Here is a 14,916-nt window from a genome sequence, read left to right on the forward strand (position 1 = left end):
GAAGAAGGCGGGGAGAACCTGATCGAGCACCCCCTCCTACTGGCCGCCCTCATGCGCCGCTGAGAAACGAAAGCCTGGCCCACCTTGCCCGTCTCCTGATCGCGTCGCGAACGCGGAGACGCGTGACGTGGGGCCAAGCCGTGTAACGGGTCCTGCCCTTCAGTTATTGCGTCAGGCAACGGCTGAAGGGTGGGGCCCATACGAACGCCCCACCAATCGAGGAGACCAACATGGCAGCTGAACCCGGCGACGAGGCGGAAAGGGATCCGGTGCAGTCCTTCGTCGACGAAGCCTTCGAAGAAATGATGCGGGAGGTCGGAGCCTCGCACAAAGGTGTGGGGAAATACGGTAAAGATCCTCTGACGGCAACCCTGCTTGAATCGGCTGCGGCCTCGCTGTCGCACCCGGCATCCTCCGGCATGTCAGAACTTGAGAAAATTCTGTTTGTGCAGGCCCTGGCCACCGCGCTGGCCGACGCACTTGCCCCAGCGCTAGCCGAGAACCTTGCCACGGAAATCATGAAGAATTTGGAACGGCACAACCCCCAGAAATCCCACCACAAGGAACCCAACCTCTCGAATCGCGGCGGACGGAGTCCGCAAGAAGGGACCCGCCGGGTCAAGGGCAAATGACGATCGCCTCGCCTGCCGGCGCCTACCTGCCGGAAGCGGGGGCGCGTGTTGTCGGCCTGGGACCGTCTTGAAGCCTGTCGTGGCGGCAACGCCACCGTGGGTTCACATCCCACAGCCTCCGCAGGTTGAGCAGTGAGAACGGCCCTTTGACCAGTGGGTTTGGCCGGGGGCCGTTCCTGTGCCTGCTATCTGCCGTTTCACCGCGGCCGGCGTGGCTCCCCAGGTGGTGACGGAGATCTTGGGGCACAGCCAGATCGCCATCACGATGAACACGAACACGCACGTCGTGCAGGAGACGCAGCGCGAGGCGGTGAGTCACATGGACCGGCTTCTGAAGCGGCGGCCCGCTGCCGGATAACGACTCCCATTGATGTCAATTCCAGATGTCAAAGACCCCCTACCATGATCGGTAGGGGGTCTTTTGACTGGTGGGCACAGACGGATTTGAACCGCCGACATCTGCTTTGTAAGCCTGGTGGTGGGAAATTGGGCGGATCTGTTGGCCGACCTGGCTCTCATCAACTTTGGTCCGGGCGCGGCCCGTGGCACCCCTGTGTCGCCTGGTTGACCGTGGTTGACCGAGTCATCTGGCACGGTTCTGGCACGGCCGAGCTCGGTCGTGCCCAAAGACACTCGACATGCACGAGGCTCCGGAGGCCCCTTCACTGTTCGAGATTCCTGCACGTCAGGGTTTCAAGCGCCGCCTTCGGATGTTTCCCTGTCCACAGATAGTCCACGGCGCGAGAGCCGGGTGACGGCGGGCGCTGCTGGCTGGTGCCTCCGCTCGGGCCTCGGTTGGGGACAGTCAGCCAGGATGGCGGGTCGGCCGGACACCCAGGCGCGCGTGTGCACCGGTACCGACCGTCGGGCTCAGCCATTCTGCCGGGTAGTTGATCGTCGACCAGCGCACCCCGCGACGGCTGGCCCGCTGCACATCTGGTGCGGTGGCTGTGACTGCAGGGCGGGAGAGCACGATGCGCTGCTCCGGCCGTGACGCCATGCGCCGTCCATGCGCCCGTGATCACCCATATCGGCACCTACTACAGTCCGCCTCCATGGCGAAGAAGAAAAATAATGACCTTTGGCGCTACTGGGGACTCATCATATTCGTCATTGCCATCACCGGCTGGCTGACAGCTGACATAGGCCCTGTCGGCATCGCCACCTTATCGGCACTTAGCTTCCTTTGGTTCCTCTTCCAGGCTCCTGTGCCATGCGGTGCGCTGAATCGAGGTGATGTGGAGCAATGCCGTAACAACGGTCGAGGGGTCCTACGAGGCTGCCATATAAAGCAACACCAATGGCAGAAGCTAAAAGCCCTCGTTTTGCGGCGTCGATGGCGACAAATTTCATCCGAGCTATTTCCAAACCCGACCACAGCGCTGGCCAGCGTGGGCGCGATTGTCGCCCTACTGTCTTCTGTAATCGGTGTCGTCAAATCTCTGACCGGCAAGGGATGACGAGCATTAATCTGAGCACCGCATTACAAGTTCGGTCCAACGATCCCAGCGGTCGACTACCGCGGCACCTGCGTTGGTGTCTAAGACCGCCGGAAGTCGCTGACGTCCGGCGTCGTTGATGTCAGCTGCGGATGTCAGACGGGCCCTCGTGCCATGTCACAACCTGCGGTAGGCGGCACGGTCGGTTCCGGGGGCCGGATCCCGGGCGAGCGTCACGTAGCAGGGATACGCCGGGTCGCCCACCTCCAGGAGCACGAACAGATCCACGTCATGCCGAGCGAAGCGATGGAGGTACTGAAGGAACAGTTCCAACTCCTCGCTGGAGAGCGGTTGGTCGTGTCTGTCGTCTCTCATGCCTCACCATACAGCTGGCCAGTGCCGACGACCTCTTCGTCCCGAAGCAACTGAGGCGAGGGCCTGTTCATAGGCTGGCGTGCCCGTCACCTGCGCCGATGGTCCGCTCCACAGTTGTTCGCTGCCGTGCGTCGGCGTTGTCACACAGTTAGACACTCACCTGCACGGCCTGCGGTGAGCTGTGACCTCCCGATCCCTAGCTCTATGCGGATGCCGCAGCGACGGTTAAAAGGGCCGCTGTGACGTCCTACTGGGACGCTGTCGGACATGCTCGGTCACCGCGGTTGCTGTACTTCGCTGCTGTACCGCAGCGCTGGATGGGGCACGGGCATCGTAGCCCCGTAACTCCAGAAATCTGGATGTAGGGCCTCGCGAGGCCTGCCATGCTGTAACCAGTCAACTTAGGGGGCTCCGTTGCTTGAGTTCACGTCAAACCCAGACCTTTTCAAAGCGATTGGCCGGGTGGCAGTTGAAAGTGCTCAAGTCGATGAAATGTTGCGCGAGATGATTTCTGATCTTCTACCGGAGAGCGCTGATGACGTTTGGATTCTCTTCGAAGGTCAAGGTAGTGAATGGTTGAGCGAGACGTTCAAGACAATGCTTGCACATGTTGACGGCACATTCCGCTCGTGGGCTCGTGAAGATCACGAAGAGTTCCGTAAGCTCCTGGGGTGGGCGGCCCAGCTGCGAGTTCTGCGCAACGCGGTAGTCCATGGCACTTGGCGAGAAGAGATCACCCTTGGCTGGTCGGACGGTGACGACTACATCGGCCGCCCTTGGAAGGACAGTCAGCCAGGCGAGAAGATCTTTTGGTGCATTCGAAGCAGGCAGCGAAAAGGTTTGCAGGAGCGAGAGTTCTCTATCACGGACGTTGAGCGGCTTGCAGTAGAGATAGCTGAAAATCGACAGAGGATCGCGGATCTATTTCGAAAAGAGACGGAAACTCACCCGGGCGCTGGAGATACCTTGAAGAGGTGGCCGAGCGTGAGCAGTCAGACTCCCGCCAGCTAAGGTCGGCGGAGTCTCAATGGGTGAGGCAAACCTGTCTTCTTGCCCTGGGTCTAGTCGGGGATCTTGGGGAGCTGGGTTTTTGCTGGTCAGAACGCCACACCACGTTCCCTGAGTGCGTGTCGTTGGTCGTCCTTGGCCACTGTCGAGCGGCCTCGGACGGCCCAGAGACGGCCCAGCTTTGCCCCACTCGACTGACGGCGGGCGCCTTTGATACGACCTGTCTGCACCTCAGCCGACGACAGTCAGCCACGACGGCGGGTGCGCCGACCGACAACGCACGCGTATGCCTCGCTGCACCCCCACCCTTCTCAGCCACGCTGCCGGTGCCGTCGACCAGAGCGAGCCACGACGGCCAGCCCGTGACGACGATGCCTGAGCCCTCAGCTTGGGAAGCTTGGGTGATCCAGAACCGGCTGCTTGGCTGACCTGCGGCGCAGCACGAGAAGGCGTCCGCTAACCTCCCGTCTAGTTGCCCGCTGTTCCCGACCGCACGCGTTGATGACAGGCGAAGAAGCGAGCGACTGGGCGACACGTTCGAGTCAGCGTCTTGCGATCACCCCGCCCGTGGATCCTCGACTGGCTGGGGATGAAAGCGGAGAATGAACATCTCGCCGAGACCGTCGCCACAAACAATGACGTCTCCGTGACCAACTGCCAAGGCATGAACGTTTCCTGTGGCGGGGAAGCTCGCGATGTTCTGTTGCCTAGGCACGTCCCAGATTCTTAGATAGTTGTCCGCACCGCCAACGACCAACAATCCACTCTCAGTGAATGCTAGTTTATGTATCATCATTCCGGGATTGCTGGTCGGCAACAGACCCATCAGTTCCTTGCTCTGCGTGTCCCAGAGCCAGATGTCCCCGTCCTTGCCGGCCGAGGCCAAGAAACGGCCGCTCGGACTGAGAGCCAGAGTAAAGGTCGAGTCCCCGTGCTCGGCGGGCAGCGAGGTCAAGTGCTCGCTGCGTCGCTTATCGAAGTCCCAGTAGCGAATCTGCTCGTAGTCGGCCGAGACAAGGCATTGCTTGCTGCAGACAATCGACGTGATAAAATTTTCGTGACCGTTGAGTGTGTCGACGAATTCGTCGCGCGTCAAATCCCAGATTTTGATCAGATTGTCCTCTGCGCCGGAGAGCAGGAAACGGCCGTCGACCGTGACGGCCAATGCTTGAACTGCGGCGTCATGTCGTCCCAGGACGGTGCTGGTGCGTTCCGCCAGATTGAAGCGCCGAACCGTGTGATCACCTCCTGCGGACAGGACGTATCGCTGATCTGGTGTGAAGGCGACGGCGTGGATCTCGCTGTCGTGAACGGTGGGGCAGACGACCCGCTGGACGGCGGTCAGGTCCCACAAGTGCAACCGGCCTATGCTATCGCCAGCCACTGCAAGATTGCCGGAGGGAGCCATGGCGAGGTCATGCAATGCATGCACGACCGGGAGGTGCTCGGATGGGTTGGGGAGCCTGTCGAGGCCCCAGAGCTTGAGCTTTCCATCCCAAGCACCGGTGAGGGCCCGCCGCCCATCGGGCGTCATTGCGATGGCACTCGTACCAAAACTGTGCCCGTGCACCACTGCCGTGCATCGCCGCTTAAGCAGGTCCCAGAATCGGAGTTCGCCGTCGGAGCTGCCCGAGATGCAGCGGTCGCCGTTTTCGCTCACTCCAACGGCGTCGACAGAGGCGATATGACCGGAAAGATCGGCGGTCCACGTCGCGTCCCGCCAGACTTTGACAAGCCGGTCCTCTGCGCCAGAAGTTATCAGTCTCCCGTCACCGGTCATCGCGATCGCGAAGATAGCCCCGTCGTGGCCCTCGAGCACGGCGGCGCAGCGCCGAGCGGACAGATCCCAGACCCGAACAGTGCGATCTTTGCTGGAGCTGGCGGCGAGCCTGCCGTCGGTGCTGACTGCGACGGCAAGGACTTCGTCGCGGTGGCCACTGAGTACGGTTTCGGGCTTCCGCGCCTCCAAGTCCCAAAGCACGACGATGTCGTCGCCGGCGGATAGTGCCCAACGCCCGTCCGGGGTCATGGCGATGTCGCGTACGCCCATGGTGTGCTTTGTGGGTGAAAGCTTCTTCGGCAAGCCCTTCGCCATATCCCAGAGTTCCAAATCCTCCATGCTGGCGGCTACTATCCGCTGCCCATCAGCGCTGATGGCGACGGCAGTCGCATAAGGCTGTCCGAGCCGATGGAGGCACCTACCAGTTTCCAGATCCCACACGCGCAGCCGGTGAGTAAGGTCGGTGGACACTGCGGTTCGTCCATCACGGCTTATCCCGGCGGCTGTTGTCAAAGAGCCATAGTCGTATAGTGTCCGGATTGCGCTAGCCCGGCGAGGTTCTCTGTTCACAAGTTCCAAATATGGCTCATTGATCCGCATGCGTCGTGCAGCGTCGCCTACGGAATCACTCAACGACCAGTTCGTGGCCTGTTGGGTGAAAAGGTGCGGGTTGGGCCCCAATACGTGACTCTGTTCATCGAAGAAGCGACGCCACGATTCGATTCCGACAACTCCCAATGATTCTGCACGCGCATACTCGGCGAGCAGTTCATAGGTCAGCCCCGCCCGGCACTTGGCGCCGAGAAATCCGATATCGGTCAATAGCATGCCAACATGCTTGAGCTCGCATAGATCCAGCTTCATTCGTACTAGATCGTTGAGGATGATGTGACGGCGTTCTTCGTCCATCTCCGCGAGAGCCCGGGTCGAATCGGTCATTTACTCGTTCCCGTAGAGACTGTTCAAGAGTGTGTCCGAGGCTCGGCTCAACGCCTCCTGGTGCGTGAAAGCGAGCTCGCCGACCTCATCCTTCTGGCGGAGAAAATCCCGGAAAGACTGGTGATAGATCCGATAACGTGTCTGGGCTCGCTGATCCAATTCGATCTTATCTTTGTCCAGAAACTGGCCCCATTGATCGAGGGCGGTGCGAATGCGGAACTGGTCGGAAATGCCCGCGAACTCAGAGATGGCTCGTATGGTAAGTGGACCATCGATAGCGGTCAAGGCCATGAGTACAGGCAAATAGTCCTCCATCTTGCCACTTGAGCGCATGAGTCGCCACTGGTCCTCGTAATAATTCTCCAAGCCTCGTGGAATTTGGTTAGCGTCGTAGCGCCCGTGGATTACCTCGGGAATCACATGTCGCAGAAACATGAAATTGCCTTCAGACCGATCAGTCAGTAGGTTGACGAAATCATCAGTCGTCAGTCGCTCGGTAGTGATGAAGGCGCTCGCCCGGCTCGCGGCGGCGCGCACGTACTCGCGAATGTCGGCGAGGTTCTCCTCTGAGCTGGCTTCGATGTTCAGTGAGAGCTGCTCGCAGTCGATGCGCAATTGCACCGGGGAGGCCTCCCGGAAGGTGGCGAAGATGTACGTCCTACGCGGCAGCAGAGTAGGCAGGAAGAGCACGTTGGCCAGTTCATGGTCCGATGTATCGGCTTCGTCGAGGCCGTCGACCACGATGACGCATCGCTCGCCGTCCCGCAGCCGATTCGACACCTGGTCCAGCAGGGCTGATAGGAACCCCGCGTCCCGACCGGTGTCCGGCGGGAGATCCGTGAACGGCAGACTGTAGGCCGCAATAATTTGAGCACATACGCTGCGCAGGAACATATCGGCGCGGTTTATGCCCTCGGCTCGGACATTGAAGTGATGAATATGGCCGGTCCTACGGACCAACTCGGCCGCCACTGCCGTCTTACCCAGTCCTGGCTTCGCCCGCACGAGGAAGTATCCGCGCGTATTTTCCTGTGTGAACCTCTCAAACGCTTCGAACACGAAGGCACGCCCCACAAAGCCTTGGGTCCGCTCGTTGATCAGGCATGTCCACGATCTGACGTGGGCAGAGAGCGCGGGGCGAGCCGCTCGAATCGTATCGGTAAGCTCGGCGAGATGGCTATCGGCGAGCTCGGTTAGATTAGACAGACTCTCAACCAACTGCTCCAACGAACCGGTAGAAGTCGCGGCTTCCTCAGCTATGGCATCGAGTGATTGTTGTGCGAAAACTGGGCGGAACAACTCCTCGTCCCGTAGTTCGGTATGGAGCAATTCCAGCAGCGCGCCCGCCTCCGCGTTCAGATCCGCAGTAACCGGCTCTTCCATCGTCGCACGCCAGTGCTCAGCGAGTACGGCGGGATCCGGAGTAGCATCGTGGCGCAGCACTTTACCGAGTTCGGCTGTGACCTCGTCCTTCGACAGGGGGCCACGTCGAGCGAGTAGTGGCCTTGCGAGGGTGAGTCGCTGCTCAGTTTCGCAATAGCGTTCGATCGCTCTGCCGAGTGCACGCTGGAAGGCCTTTTTGGACGGGTCTCGCTTGAGTTTCTCCCAGGTGGCGCCAGTGACTTTCCCGGACAGTGAGCTAAGCGCCCCGGACGCAGCTGCCTTGAGCAGCGCACCGATCACAACCTCAGTGACCATGCGGTCCCCCGGTTCCCGACCGTTCTCGACGAATGCGGTGATGTCAATGCTTGGCTCCTCTCCACACTGCCATGCCTCGGTCAATTCGGCTATAGGAGTCCCGACGTATAGAGGGAGGAAAAGCCGCCGAGTCGCGAAGTGGGTGGCGACCCTGCAGTACCAGGTGTCCCAGTGAGGTACGCGGAGCACCGCCCCAGCCACGACGTGCCCCTTCTCTGGCATCAGGTGGCTGATTGCTGTGCGCGCGGAACGGGCGCCGGCCGGGCTGGAGCGGGGCGGAGACAGGAGCGCAGGCCCGGACGGGGGCCGGGCCGCGCGCGGCGAGCGGGACGCGAGCCGCCTTGAACTCGTAGAGAAAGTTGTTACTCAGGCTCTGGATGGGATGTGCCAGAGCGGGGCTTGGTACTGCTCCGGGCGGCTGCTGAGCAGTAGCGCCCTGAGGTCCTGGCGCTGGTTGCCGCTGAGACCGAAAGCTTCGGTGAGTCGGCGGAACGTCGTGTGCGTGATTCCCCGGCCTCCGACATTGGCCTCGAACTCGTCGAGCTGGTGGAGTACGGCTTCCGGGTCGAGCTTCTGGGTGGGCTGGCTGCCGAGCCAACTGGCTTTGTTGCGTTCGTAGTCGATTTCGGAGAAGCCGCAGATCTCGCGGCTGTGCTGCTCTACCTGGTGCAGGTTCTCCGTTGCGAGGATGGCGCGGGCGAGCTGGTTGCGGTTGAGGGCCTCGTCGAGGTCGGCCTCGTACACGAGTGGGCCTTCGTCGGTGAGTGGGACCGGCAGTCCGGCGTCCCGTACTTCGCACAGTCCGCGGGTGCCTCGTGCTGCGGCGGCAAGCATGGCCGTTGCCTCAGAGGGGTGCCATTCCAGTACCGAGCTGACGGGGGTGACGTGCTCGGCGGTGAGCGTCAGGGCAACAGGTCCCAGGCGGTCGCGTAGGGCGTCGGCGGGGATTTCGCCGTCGAGGCCGGGGCCGGCGACCAGGAGCCGTACGGGGAAGTTGAGTTCGCAGCATGCTGCGAGGGTGAGGGCGTCGGCGAGGGGGCTGCGGAGTGTGGGTTCGTCGCCCTGGGCGAGGATGTCGCCGCCGACGTCCAGGAGGTCGACGGAGTCCGGATCCAAATGCTGGATGAGCTCTTCGAGTTGGCGAACCATGCCCTCGGCGCCATGGTGCGGATCGATGAGCGCGAAGGTCTGCGGGAGCTCTGCGGCCAGCCTGGGAAGCGTAGAGCCCGCGGGAGCAATCGGTGTCGCGTCGGCAGGAACCGTCTGGACGCTGCGGGTGAGGGGGCGGAGGCCGGTGAAGTTGGCCGGTCCTCTTGGCCCCGGAACGGGGTCGATCAGGAGACGGTCCCACGCGTAGGTGAGAACCACCGCCGAGGTCTCGCCACCATAGAGGGCGGCGTCCAGCATCGCAGCGGCGACAGCGTCGCCGCCTCCTCCCGCTGCCACGATCAAGCGCGTCACGTGCGCCAGCGTACGGGCTGCTGTACTAGCCACTCACTCTATAGTGGCTAGAGGTAATAGCCACTTAGGGAAGGGGGAGCAGATGCCGAAGATCGAAGAAACCCAGCCCAAGTACCTTCAGATCGCGCACCACATTCGCGATCAGATCCTGCGGGGCGACTTGCGGCCTGGTGACGAGGTGCCGTCGGAACGTCAACTGGCGGCGGATTGGGGCGTATCGCGGCCGACGGCCGCACGCTCGCTGGAAGCCCTGCGGCATCAGGGGCTGGTCGAGAAGCGGCAGGGGTCGGGCACTTACGTGCGGGGCCTGGCGGTCAACCGCCGTGCTCGTGAGCTGTACGGGCGGGCCAAGCAGACCGGAAAGATCTACACGCCCGGCGAGTACGCAGTGATCACATCAGCGGGCTGGCTTGAGGCGCCGGGCTACGTGGCGGAGTCGCTGAACCTGGCGGCCGGCGCCTGTGCGGTGCACCGTCGGCGGGTCACCAAGAACGAGTCCGGCCCCATCACGCTCTCCACCTCCTGGTTCGGCCGCGACGTAGGCGAGCGCGCGCCAAAGCTCCTGGATCCCGATCGGATCCAGGAGGGGACGCTGATGTATGTCGAGACCATGACGGGGCGTCAAGGCAGCTACGCCGAGGACCGGATGTGCGCCCGCCTCGCGACCGATGACGAGGCGGCCGACCTGGAACTGGAGCCGGGCTCTGCGGTGCTGATCGTCCATCACGTCGTCTATGACCTGCAAGATCGCCCCCTGGAGTTCGCCGAAGCGACGTATCCGCCCGGCCGTTGGGCGTTCGAGCAGGGGTACCCGATCGGGTAGAAGCCTTGATTCTCTGGCCGAAACGCTTGCGGCCCCAAGTGGCTAATGCCACTATCCAGTAAGTGGCTAAGGCCACTTACTGGGAAGGGGGCACGGGCGTGAGTCGGACACGTGCGGAGTCACAACACGTCGCCGCGGCCGCGTGTCGTGAATGCCGAGGCCGAGGCTGGAAGCGGGTCGGCTCCCGCTCGGCCTTGGCAACCTCCGCGGCTGATGCTCGCGTCCGCGCTACATCCAAGCGGCGCTGTCTGGACTGCGACGGCACCGGTAGGGAGTAGGACGGGATGAACGACGTCACTGGGGGCTCCGAGGGCTCGGGGGTTGAGCCCGTGCACATCGGCGCCATGACTTTGTATCCAGTACCCGAGTCGGTGGCACGGGCTCGGCGCTGGTTCAGGAAGTTCACAGATCCGCATGAGCTCGTCTGCTCGGTGGACGATTGCGTATTGATGATCTCCGAGCTGGTCACCAACGCTGTCCTCTACGGGGAGGCGGAGGAATCCTGGCGGGTGCGCGTGGAGTGGTGGCGCGTCGGTGAAGCGCTGCGGGTGGACGTGCACAACCCCGGCTTTCCCGCGAAGGTTCGCATGCGAGAGGCAGCCGCTGATGAGGCGCACGGACGGGGCCTGCGTCTTGTCGATGCGCTGGCGGACTCGTGGAGCGCCGGCCCCAGTCACTTCGGTGGAACAGTGGTGTCGTTCTCGGTCGATGAGGCTTGGAAACCTTGATGGGCATGGGCTCCGCGTTGCTCACGGGGGCATGGGTATGCCTTGTCTACTCATTTGGGTAGTCTGGTTGACAGGTTGACTTGGCGGATGTGAGTAGGCGGCGGGCTATGGCGTACGAAGTGGCTGCACCGAAGTATGTGCGGCTTGCGCAGACGCTCCAGGGTCGTATCGAAGACGGCACATACCCGCCCGGGACTCTCGTGCCGAGCGAAAATCAGTTGGTCCAAGCCTTCGGCATGTCTCGCCCGACCGTCGTTCGGGCTCTTGAACTCCTCAAGCGGGATGGCTGGCTGGAGTCCCGGCAGGGCTACGGCACGATCGTTCGCGGTCGCCCCGAAGTGGTCGAGCAGAAGGATCAGCGGGGGCGTGACGCGCTGGAGCGGGACGAGTCGGCTTCATCCGGTCGCCTCGTCCAGGTCGAGCAGGTGCCCATTCCTCCGCGGGTGGCCTCGATTCTCGGTGTGCCCAAGCGAGCCAAGGTGCTCGTCCGGCGGCTGCTGGTCGAGGATGAAGGTGAGCCGGTGGAGCTGGCTTCCTCGTACTTCCCGGCCGACCTGGTCGACGGTACGGACCTTGCCGACGCGGCTGCGTTGACCGAGGGGCTGCGGGCGCATGTCGAGTCTCGTAAGCGCGTGCGCTTCGACCATGTCACCGAGCGCGTCTCGGCTCGTCTGCCAAGCAAGGAAGAGGCTGAACTTCTGGCCCTTCCGAAAGGCGAGCCGGTGCTCAGCGTGCTGGTCGTCGCCTGCGATGTCTCGGGGCAGGCTCTACAGGTCACCGATGTGCTGCTGCCTGGCGATCGTCAGGAGCTCGAAGACACCTACCGCCTGGGCTAGTTCACTTGCCAGCCGACGGGTCGGCGCTCCATCGGAATCACTTGACAAGTCAACCGGGCTTCCCTAACTTCGAACTTGCTAAGTCAACCTGTCAGGTTCGCTGACGGGTTCTCAACGAAGGGGAAATCTGTGCGTGTAATCCGTGTCGAGACCTCGTCCGCCGCGATCCTGATGACCGAGGCCCCGGAGCCCAAGGTCAAGGACCGTCAGACGGGCGAGATCGCGAAGGATGCCGTAAGCGGCGAAGCGCTGATGAAGATCGGCGTGGTCTACATCGACGAGGGAGAGTCGTCGCTGATCGCGGTGACCGTCCCCGAGAGCGGGGTTACCGACGGCCTGGTCGTCGGTGCACCTGTCTCCCTGCCGGGCCTCATCGCGCGGCCCTGGGAGAGCGTCTTCAACGGCCAGGCCCGTCACGGCATCGCCTACCGGGCCGCTGCGGTCGCTCCCGGCGCGTACTCGGCTGGGCAGGAGAGCTGATCTCCGTGCCCGACGTCATGACGCTGATGGAGCTGGGCGGGCCGCTCGCTGCAATAGGTGGAGCGGCCTACGCCAGGAAGGCACACCCGGCGGCCTACTGGTCAACCGTGGGACTTCCTCTGTCGGTTGTCCGACTGATGGCCTCGTACGGCTCGACCATGGACGCCTGCGGGCTGACCGTCGAGCCGTCCCGGCTGCGGGCCCTGGCCGTGCGAGCGACCACTCGTCGGGAGGTTCGTCCGGTGCCCCCGAGGCGGGGCGTTCCACGTCCCACCTCAACGGGGCTGCACGTCCGGATTCGGCTCGCTCCCGGCCAGGAGCCGGCGGACGTGGCGGCTTCGGCCGAGAGGCTGCGGCACGCCTGGGGCGTTCACGCCGTACATATTGTGAGCCTCAAACCGGGCGTCGTGGAACTGCGGTTGGTCGGCTTCGACGTGCTGCGCAAGGTGAAGATGCCTCGCCGGACCGGGAATGACCTGCTGACGGTGCCGGTGGCGCTCCGGGAGGACGCAACCGCGTTCGTCCGCGACTACCGGACAGTCCCGCACCAACTGGTGCTCGGGGCGACCCTGTCGGGCAAGTCGATGTTCCTGCGCAACCTGCTCACGGGGCTGGCCGCTCAGCCGGTGGCTCTGGTCGGGATCGACTGCAAGCGCGGTGTGGAGCTGGCTCCGTTCGCTCCTCGACTGTCTGCCCTGGCAACGGAGCCGGATGAAGCCGCGAAGCTGCTGCCCGTTCTGGTGACGGAGATGGAGGACCGTTACGACCTGATCAAGGCCCGTCAGGGCATCGCGCCGAGCACACCCGACGAAGAGATCACCTCGGACGTCTGGGGCCTGCCGGCGGACGAACGCCCGCACCCGATCGTGGTGTTCGTGGACGAGGTCGCCGAGCTGTTCCTCGTTGCCACCAGAAAGGACGAGGAGCGGCGCGACGAGATGGTGACCCAGCTGATCCGGCTCGCCCAGCTCGGTCGAGCCGCCGGCATCTACCTGGAAATCTGCGGACAACGCTTCGGCGCCGAGCTGGGCAAGGGCGCCACCATGCTCCGCGCTCAGCTCACCGGGCGCGTCTGCCACCGCGTGAACGACGAAGCCTCGGCAAAGATGGCGCTCGGCGATATCGCACCCGAAGCGGTCGGTGTCGCGTCGACCATCGCCACTGAGGTACCGGGCCTCGCTGTGGCCGGCGATTCCTCCGGCGGCTGGATCCGCATCCGTACCCCGTACCTCTCCCTCGCCGACGCTGCGGCCACCTGCCGTGAGACTGCCGAACTCGTACCCGACGTACCAACCCTGGAGCCCTTTCGGCCCCATGTACCGGCCCTGCCTGTGACGGCCCCCGTCACGTTGGCCAAGCCTCGGCCCGCCAACGGCTGACCCACACCCGACCCCGGCCGGCGTGACCGCCTCGCGCCAAGTCCCTACCCCCGCCATGCCCGAAAGCGGAAGGAGTCGAGCCGTGCGTAATCCACCCGTCCGCATCGACGCCGTACTGGTCCAAGCAGTCATCGCTGCCGCTCTGTCCTTCGCGCACCTGCACGACCTCGCGGTGGCCGCCGGCCAGGACGGCTGGAAGGCGTGGGCCTACCCGGTGAGCGTCGACCTGCTGCTGGTCGCCGCGTGGAAGCGATTGCGGTCCGGAGAGTCCAAGACGGCCGGGTGGTCCTGGTTCCTGGTGGCCCTCGCCGCCAGCCTCGGCGCCAACATCGCCACTGCTGGACTCCTCGACCTCGGCCACGTTCCGCCCTGGCTCCGCGTCCTCGTCGCCGGTTGGCCGGCCGCTGCCTTCCTCGGCGGCACCCTGCTCGCCCACGGTCACGTCGTCGATCACTCGGAAGTGATCGCCGAAGCGGACGACGTCGACGAATCGACACCGGAAGAGGCGCACAAGGTCGAGCCGGCTGTCCGGGCGCCAACACCCGAACTCGTCGCCGAGCCTGCGCCTCCTTCTCGCCCGGCTGACCAGGTCCCCGCCGCCCTCATCAACCACGCCCAAAAGGTCGCCACCGAGCACCACACCCGCACGGGAGCACCCATCGACACAGCAACCCTCCGCGCCCGACTCGGCGTTCCGGCCCCGCTCGCCGAGGCCATCGCCGCTCATCTCGCCTGACCGACAGGAGCCGCTATGCGTCCGTCCACACTCCGCGCCCTCAAGCGCGCGGCGGAACTCACCCGCCAGAACCGATTCACCGAGGCCGTGCTCGTCGCCGAGCCGGTGCTCCTCACCGCCGACCTCCAGGAGAGCGCCGAGATCCGCGGCTGGCTGATCGGCCACGCCGCCGAATTCGTCGCCGAGAGGGAGACCCGCTGATGGCCGCCCAGCCGCGCTTCCGCCGAGTGACCCGCTTCGGCCCGGTCAAGGTCGGCACCTACTACGACGGCCGGGGCCGCGAGAAGCACACGGCTGCCTGTACGGCCCCGCGCTGCGGCTTCTCCGTCGACTACGACTCACGCACTGCCGCCGAACTCGCTGCCCGTACGCACCGCTGCCCGGTGCGCTGAAAGGAGCTCCACCGTGACCTTGAACCTGCCCTTGGTCGTTGTCCTCGGCCTCATCGCCTGGGGAGCCGTGAAGTTCCTCGGCGTCCGTATCTGGATCGTCGTCGTGATCGCGCTCTTCGGCTTCTATCTCGCCGGCACCTTCCTGGCCCCCGCCATCGACTCCGGTACCCGGAGCGGCGTCGAGATCGTCAACGGCAACCACCACTGAGA

Annotated in this window: 17 protein-coding genes; 13 read left to right on the top strand and 4 right to left on the bottom strand. The window is 63.8% G+C overall.

Annotation, left to right across the window (positions count from 1 at the left end):
* Positions 1-230: 230 nt before the first annotated feature.
* The 3 genes from IEZ17_RS10635 (at position 231) to IEZ17_RS10645 (ending at position 2,092) form a co-directional block, all read left to right on the top strand.
* The gene (locus IEZ17_RS10635; protein ID WP_189298890.1) at positions 231-632 is read left to right on the top strand and encodes a hypothetical protein; all 402 of its coding nucleotides are present in this window, start codon (positions 231-233) and stop codon (positions 630-632) included.
* A gap of 211 nt (positions 633-843) precedes the next feature.
* Positions 844-990 carry a hypothetical protein gene (locus IEZ17_RS10640; RefSeq protein ID WP_229852178.1) on the top strand — a complete coding sequence of 49 codons (147 nt, stop codon included), beginning with the start codon at positions 844-846 and terminating at the stop codon, positions 988-990.
* A 697-nt stretch (positions 991-1,687) separates the two neighbouring features.
* Positions 1,688-2,092: a hypothetical protein gene (locus tag IEZ17_RS10645; protein ID WP_189298892.1), complete on the top strand. Its 405-nt coding sequence runs from the start codon at positions 1,688-1,690 to the stop codon at positions 2,090-2,092.
* Between the two features lie 156 nt (positions 2,093-2,248).
* Here the strand turns inward: IEZ17_RS10645 and IEZ17_RS10650 are convergent, their stop codons facing one another.
* Positions 2,249-2,446: a hypothetical protein gene (locus tag IEZ17_RS10650; RefSeq protein ID WP_189298893.1), complete on the bottom strand. Its 198-nt coding sequence runs from the start codon at positions 2,444-2,446 to the stop codon at positions 2,249-2,251.
* A 414-nt stretch (positions 2,447-2,860) separates the two neighbouring features.
* Between IEZ17_RS10650 and IEZ17_RS10655 the strand changes: the two genes are divergently transcribed.
* Positions 2,861-3,457: a hypothetical protein gene (locus tag IEZ17_RS10655; RefSeq protein ID WP_189298894.1), complete on the top strand. Its 597-nt coding sequence runs from the start codon at positions 2,861-2,863 to the stop codon at positions 3,455-3,457.
* Positions 3,458-4,010: 553 nt separating this feature from the next.
* Here IEZ17_RS10655 and IEZ17_RS10660 read toward each other — a convergent pair.
* From IEZ17_RS10660 to IEZ17_RS10670, 3 genes are all read right to left on the bottom strand, one after another.
* A complete protein-coding gene (locus IEZ17_RS10660; RefSeq protein ID WP_189298895.1) occupies positions 4,011-6,173 on the bottom strand; it encodes a WD40 repeat domain-containing protein in 2,163 nt (720 codons plus the stop codon).
* Positions 6,174-7,955: an AAA family ATPase gene (locus tag IEZ17_RS10665; RefSeq protein WP_189298896.1), complete on the bottom strand. Its 1,782-nt coding sequence runs from the start codon at positions 7,953-7,955 to the stop codon at positions 6,174-6,176.
* Between the two features lie 282 nt (positions 7,956-8,237).
* The gene (locus tag IEZ17_RS10670; RefSeq protein WP_268249815.1) at positions 8,238-9,332 is read right to left on the bottom strand and encodes a DUF1152 domain-containing protein; all 1,095 of its coding nucleotides are present in this window, start codon (positions 9,330-9,332) and stop codon (positions 8,238-8,240) included.
* Between the two features lie 82 nt (positions 9,333-9,414).
* Here IEZ17_RS10670 and IEZ17_RS10675 point away from each other — a divergent pair, with 82 nt between their 5' ends.
* From IEZ17_RS10675 to IEZ17_RS10715, 9 genes are all read left to right on the top strand, one after another.
* Entirely contained in the window at positions 9,415-10,155 is a 741-nt protein-coding gene (locus tag IEZ17_RS10675) for a GntR family transcriptional regulator (RefSeq protein WP_189298897.1), read from the top strand.
* Positions 10,156-10,439: 284 nt separating this feature from the next.
* Complete coding sequence (locus IEZ17_RS10680) at positions 10,440-10,883, top strand: ATP-binding protein (RefSeq protein WP_229852142.1); 444 nt, start codon at positions 10,440-10,442, stop codon at positions 10,881-10,883.
* A gap of 107 nt (positions 10,884-10,990) precedes the next feature.
* Positions 10,991-11,719: a GntR family transcriptional regulator gene (locus IEZ17_RS10685; protein ID WP_189298899.1), complete on the top strand. Its 729-nt coding sequence runs from the start codon at positions 10,991-10,993 to the stop codon at positions 11,717-11,719.
* A gap of 129 nt (positions 11,720-11,848) precedes the next feature.
* A complete protein-coding gene (locus IEZ17_RS10690; RefSeq protein WP_189298901.1) occupies positions 11,849-12,199 on the top strand; it encodes an SCO3933 family regulatory protein in 351 nt (116 codons plus the stop codon).
* A 17-nt stretch (positions 12,200-12,216) separates the two neighbouring features.
* Positions 12,217-13,578, top strand: coding sequence for an FtsK/SpoIIIE domain-containing protein (locus IEZ17_RS10695; protein WP_373299793.1), 1,362 nt, complete (start codon positions 12,217-12,219; stop codon positions 13,576-13,578).
* Between the two features lie 82 nt (positions 13,579-13,660).
* On the top strand, positions 13,661-14,314 hold the full coding sequence (locus IEZ17_RS10700) for a DUF2637 domain-containing protein (RefSeq protein WP_373299780.1): 654 nt from the start codon (positions 13,661-13,663) through the stop codon (positions 14,312-14,314).
* A 15-nt stretch (positions 14,315-14,329) separates the two neighbouring features.
* Positions 14,330-14,515, top strand: coding sequence for a hypothetical protein (locus tag IEZ17_RS10705; RefSeq protein WP_189298906.1), 186 nt, complete (start codon positions 14,330-14,332; stop codon positions 14,513-14,515).
* Positions 14,515-14,706, top strand: coding sequence for a mobile element transfer protein (locus tag IEZ17_RS10710; RefSeq protein ID WP_189298908.1), 192 nt, complete (start codon positions 14,515-14,517; stop codon positions 14,704-14,706). The genes IEZ17_RS10705 and IEZ17_RS10710 overlap by 1 nt, the downstream gene beginning before the upstream one ends.
* 13 nt (positions 14,707-14,719) lie before the next feature.
* On the top strand, positions 14,720-14,914 hold the full coding sequence (locus IEZ17_RS10715; protein WP_189298909.1) for a hypothetical protein: 195 nt from the start codon (positions 14,720-14,722) through the stop codon (positions 14,912-14,914).
* The last annotated feature ends 2 nt before the right edge of the window (positions 14,915-14,916 follow it).

This window comes from Streptomyces albospinus, from assembly GCF_014648695.1.
GTDB lineage: Bacteria > Actinomycetota > Actinomycetes > Streptomycetales > Streptomycetaceae > Streptomyces > Streptomyces albospinus.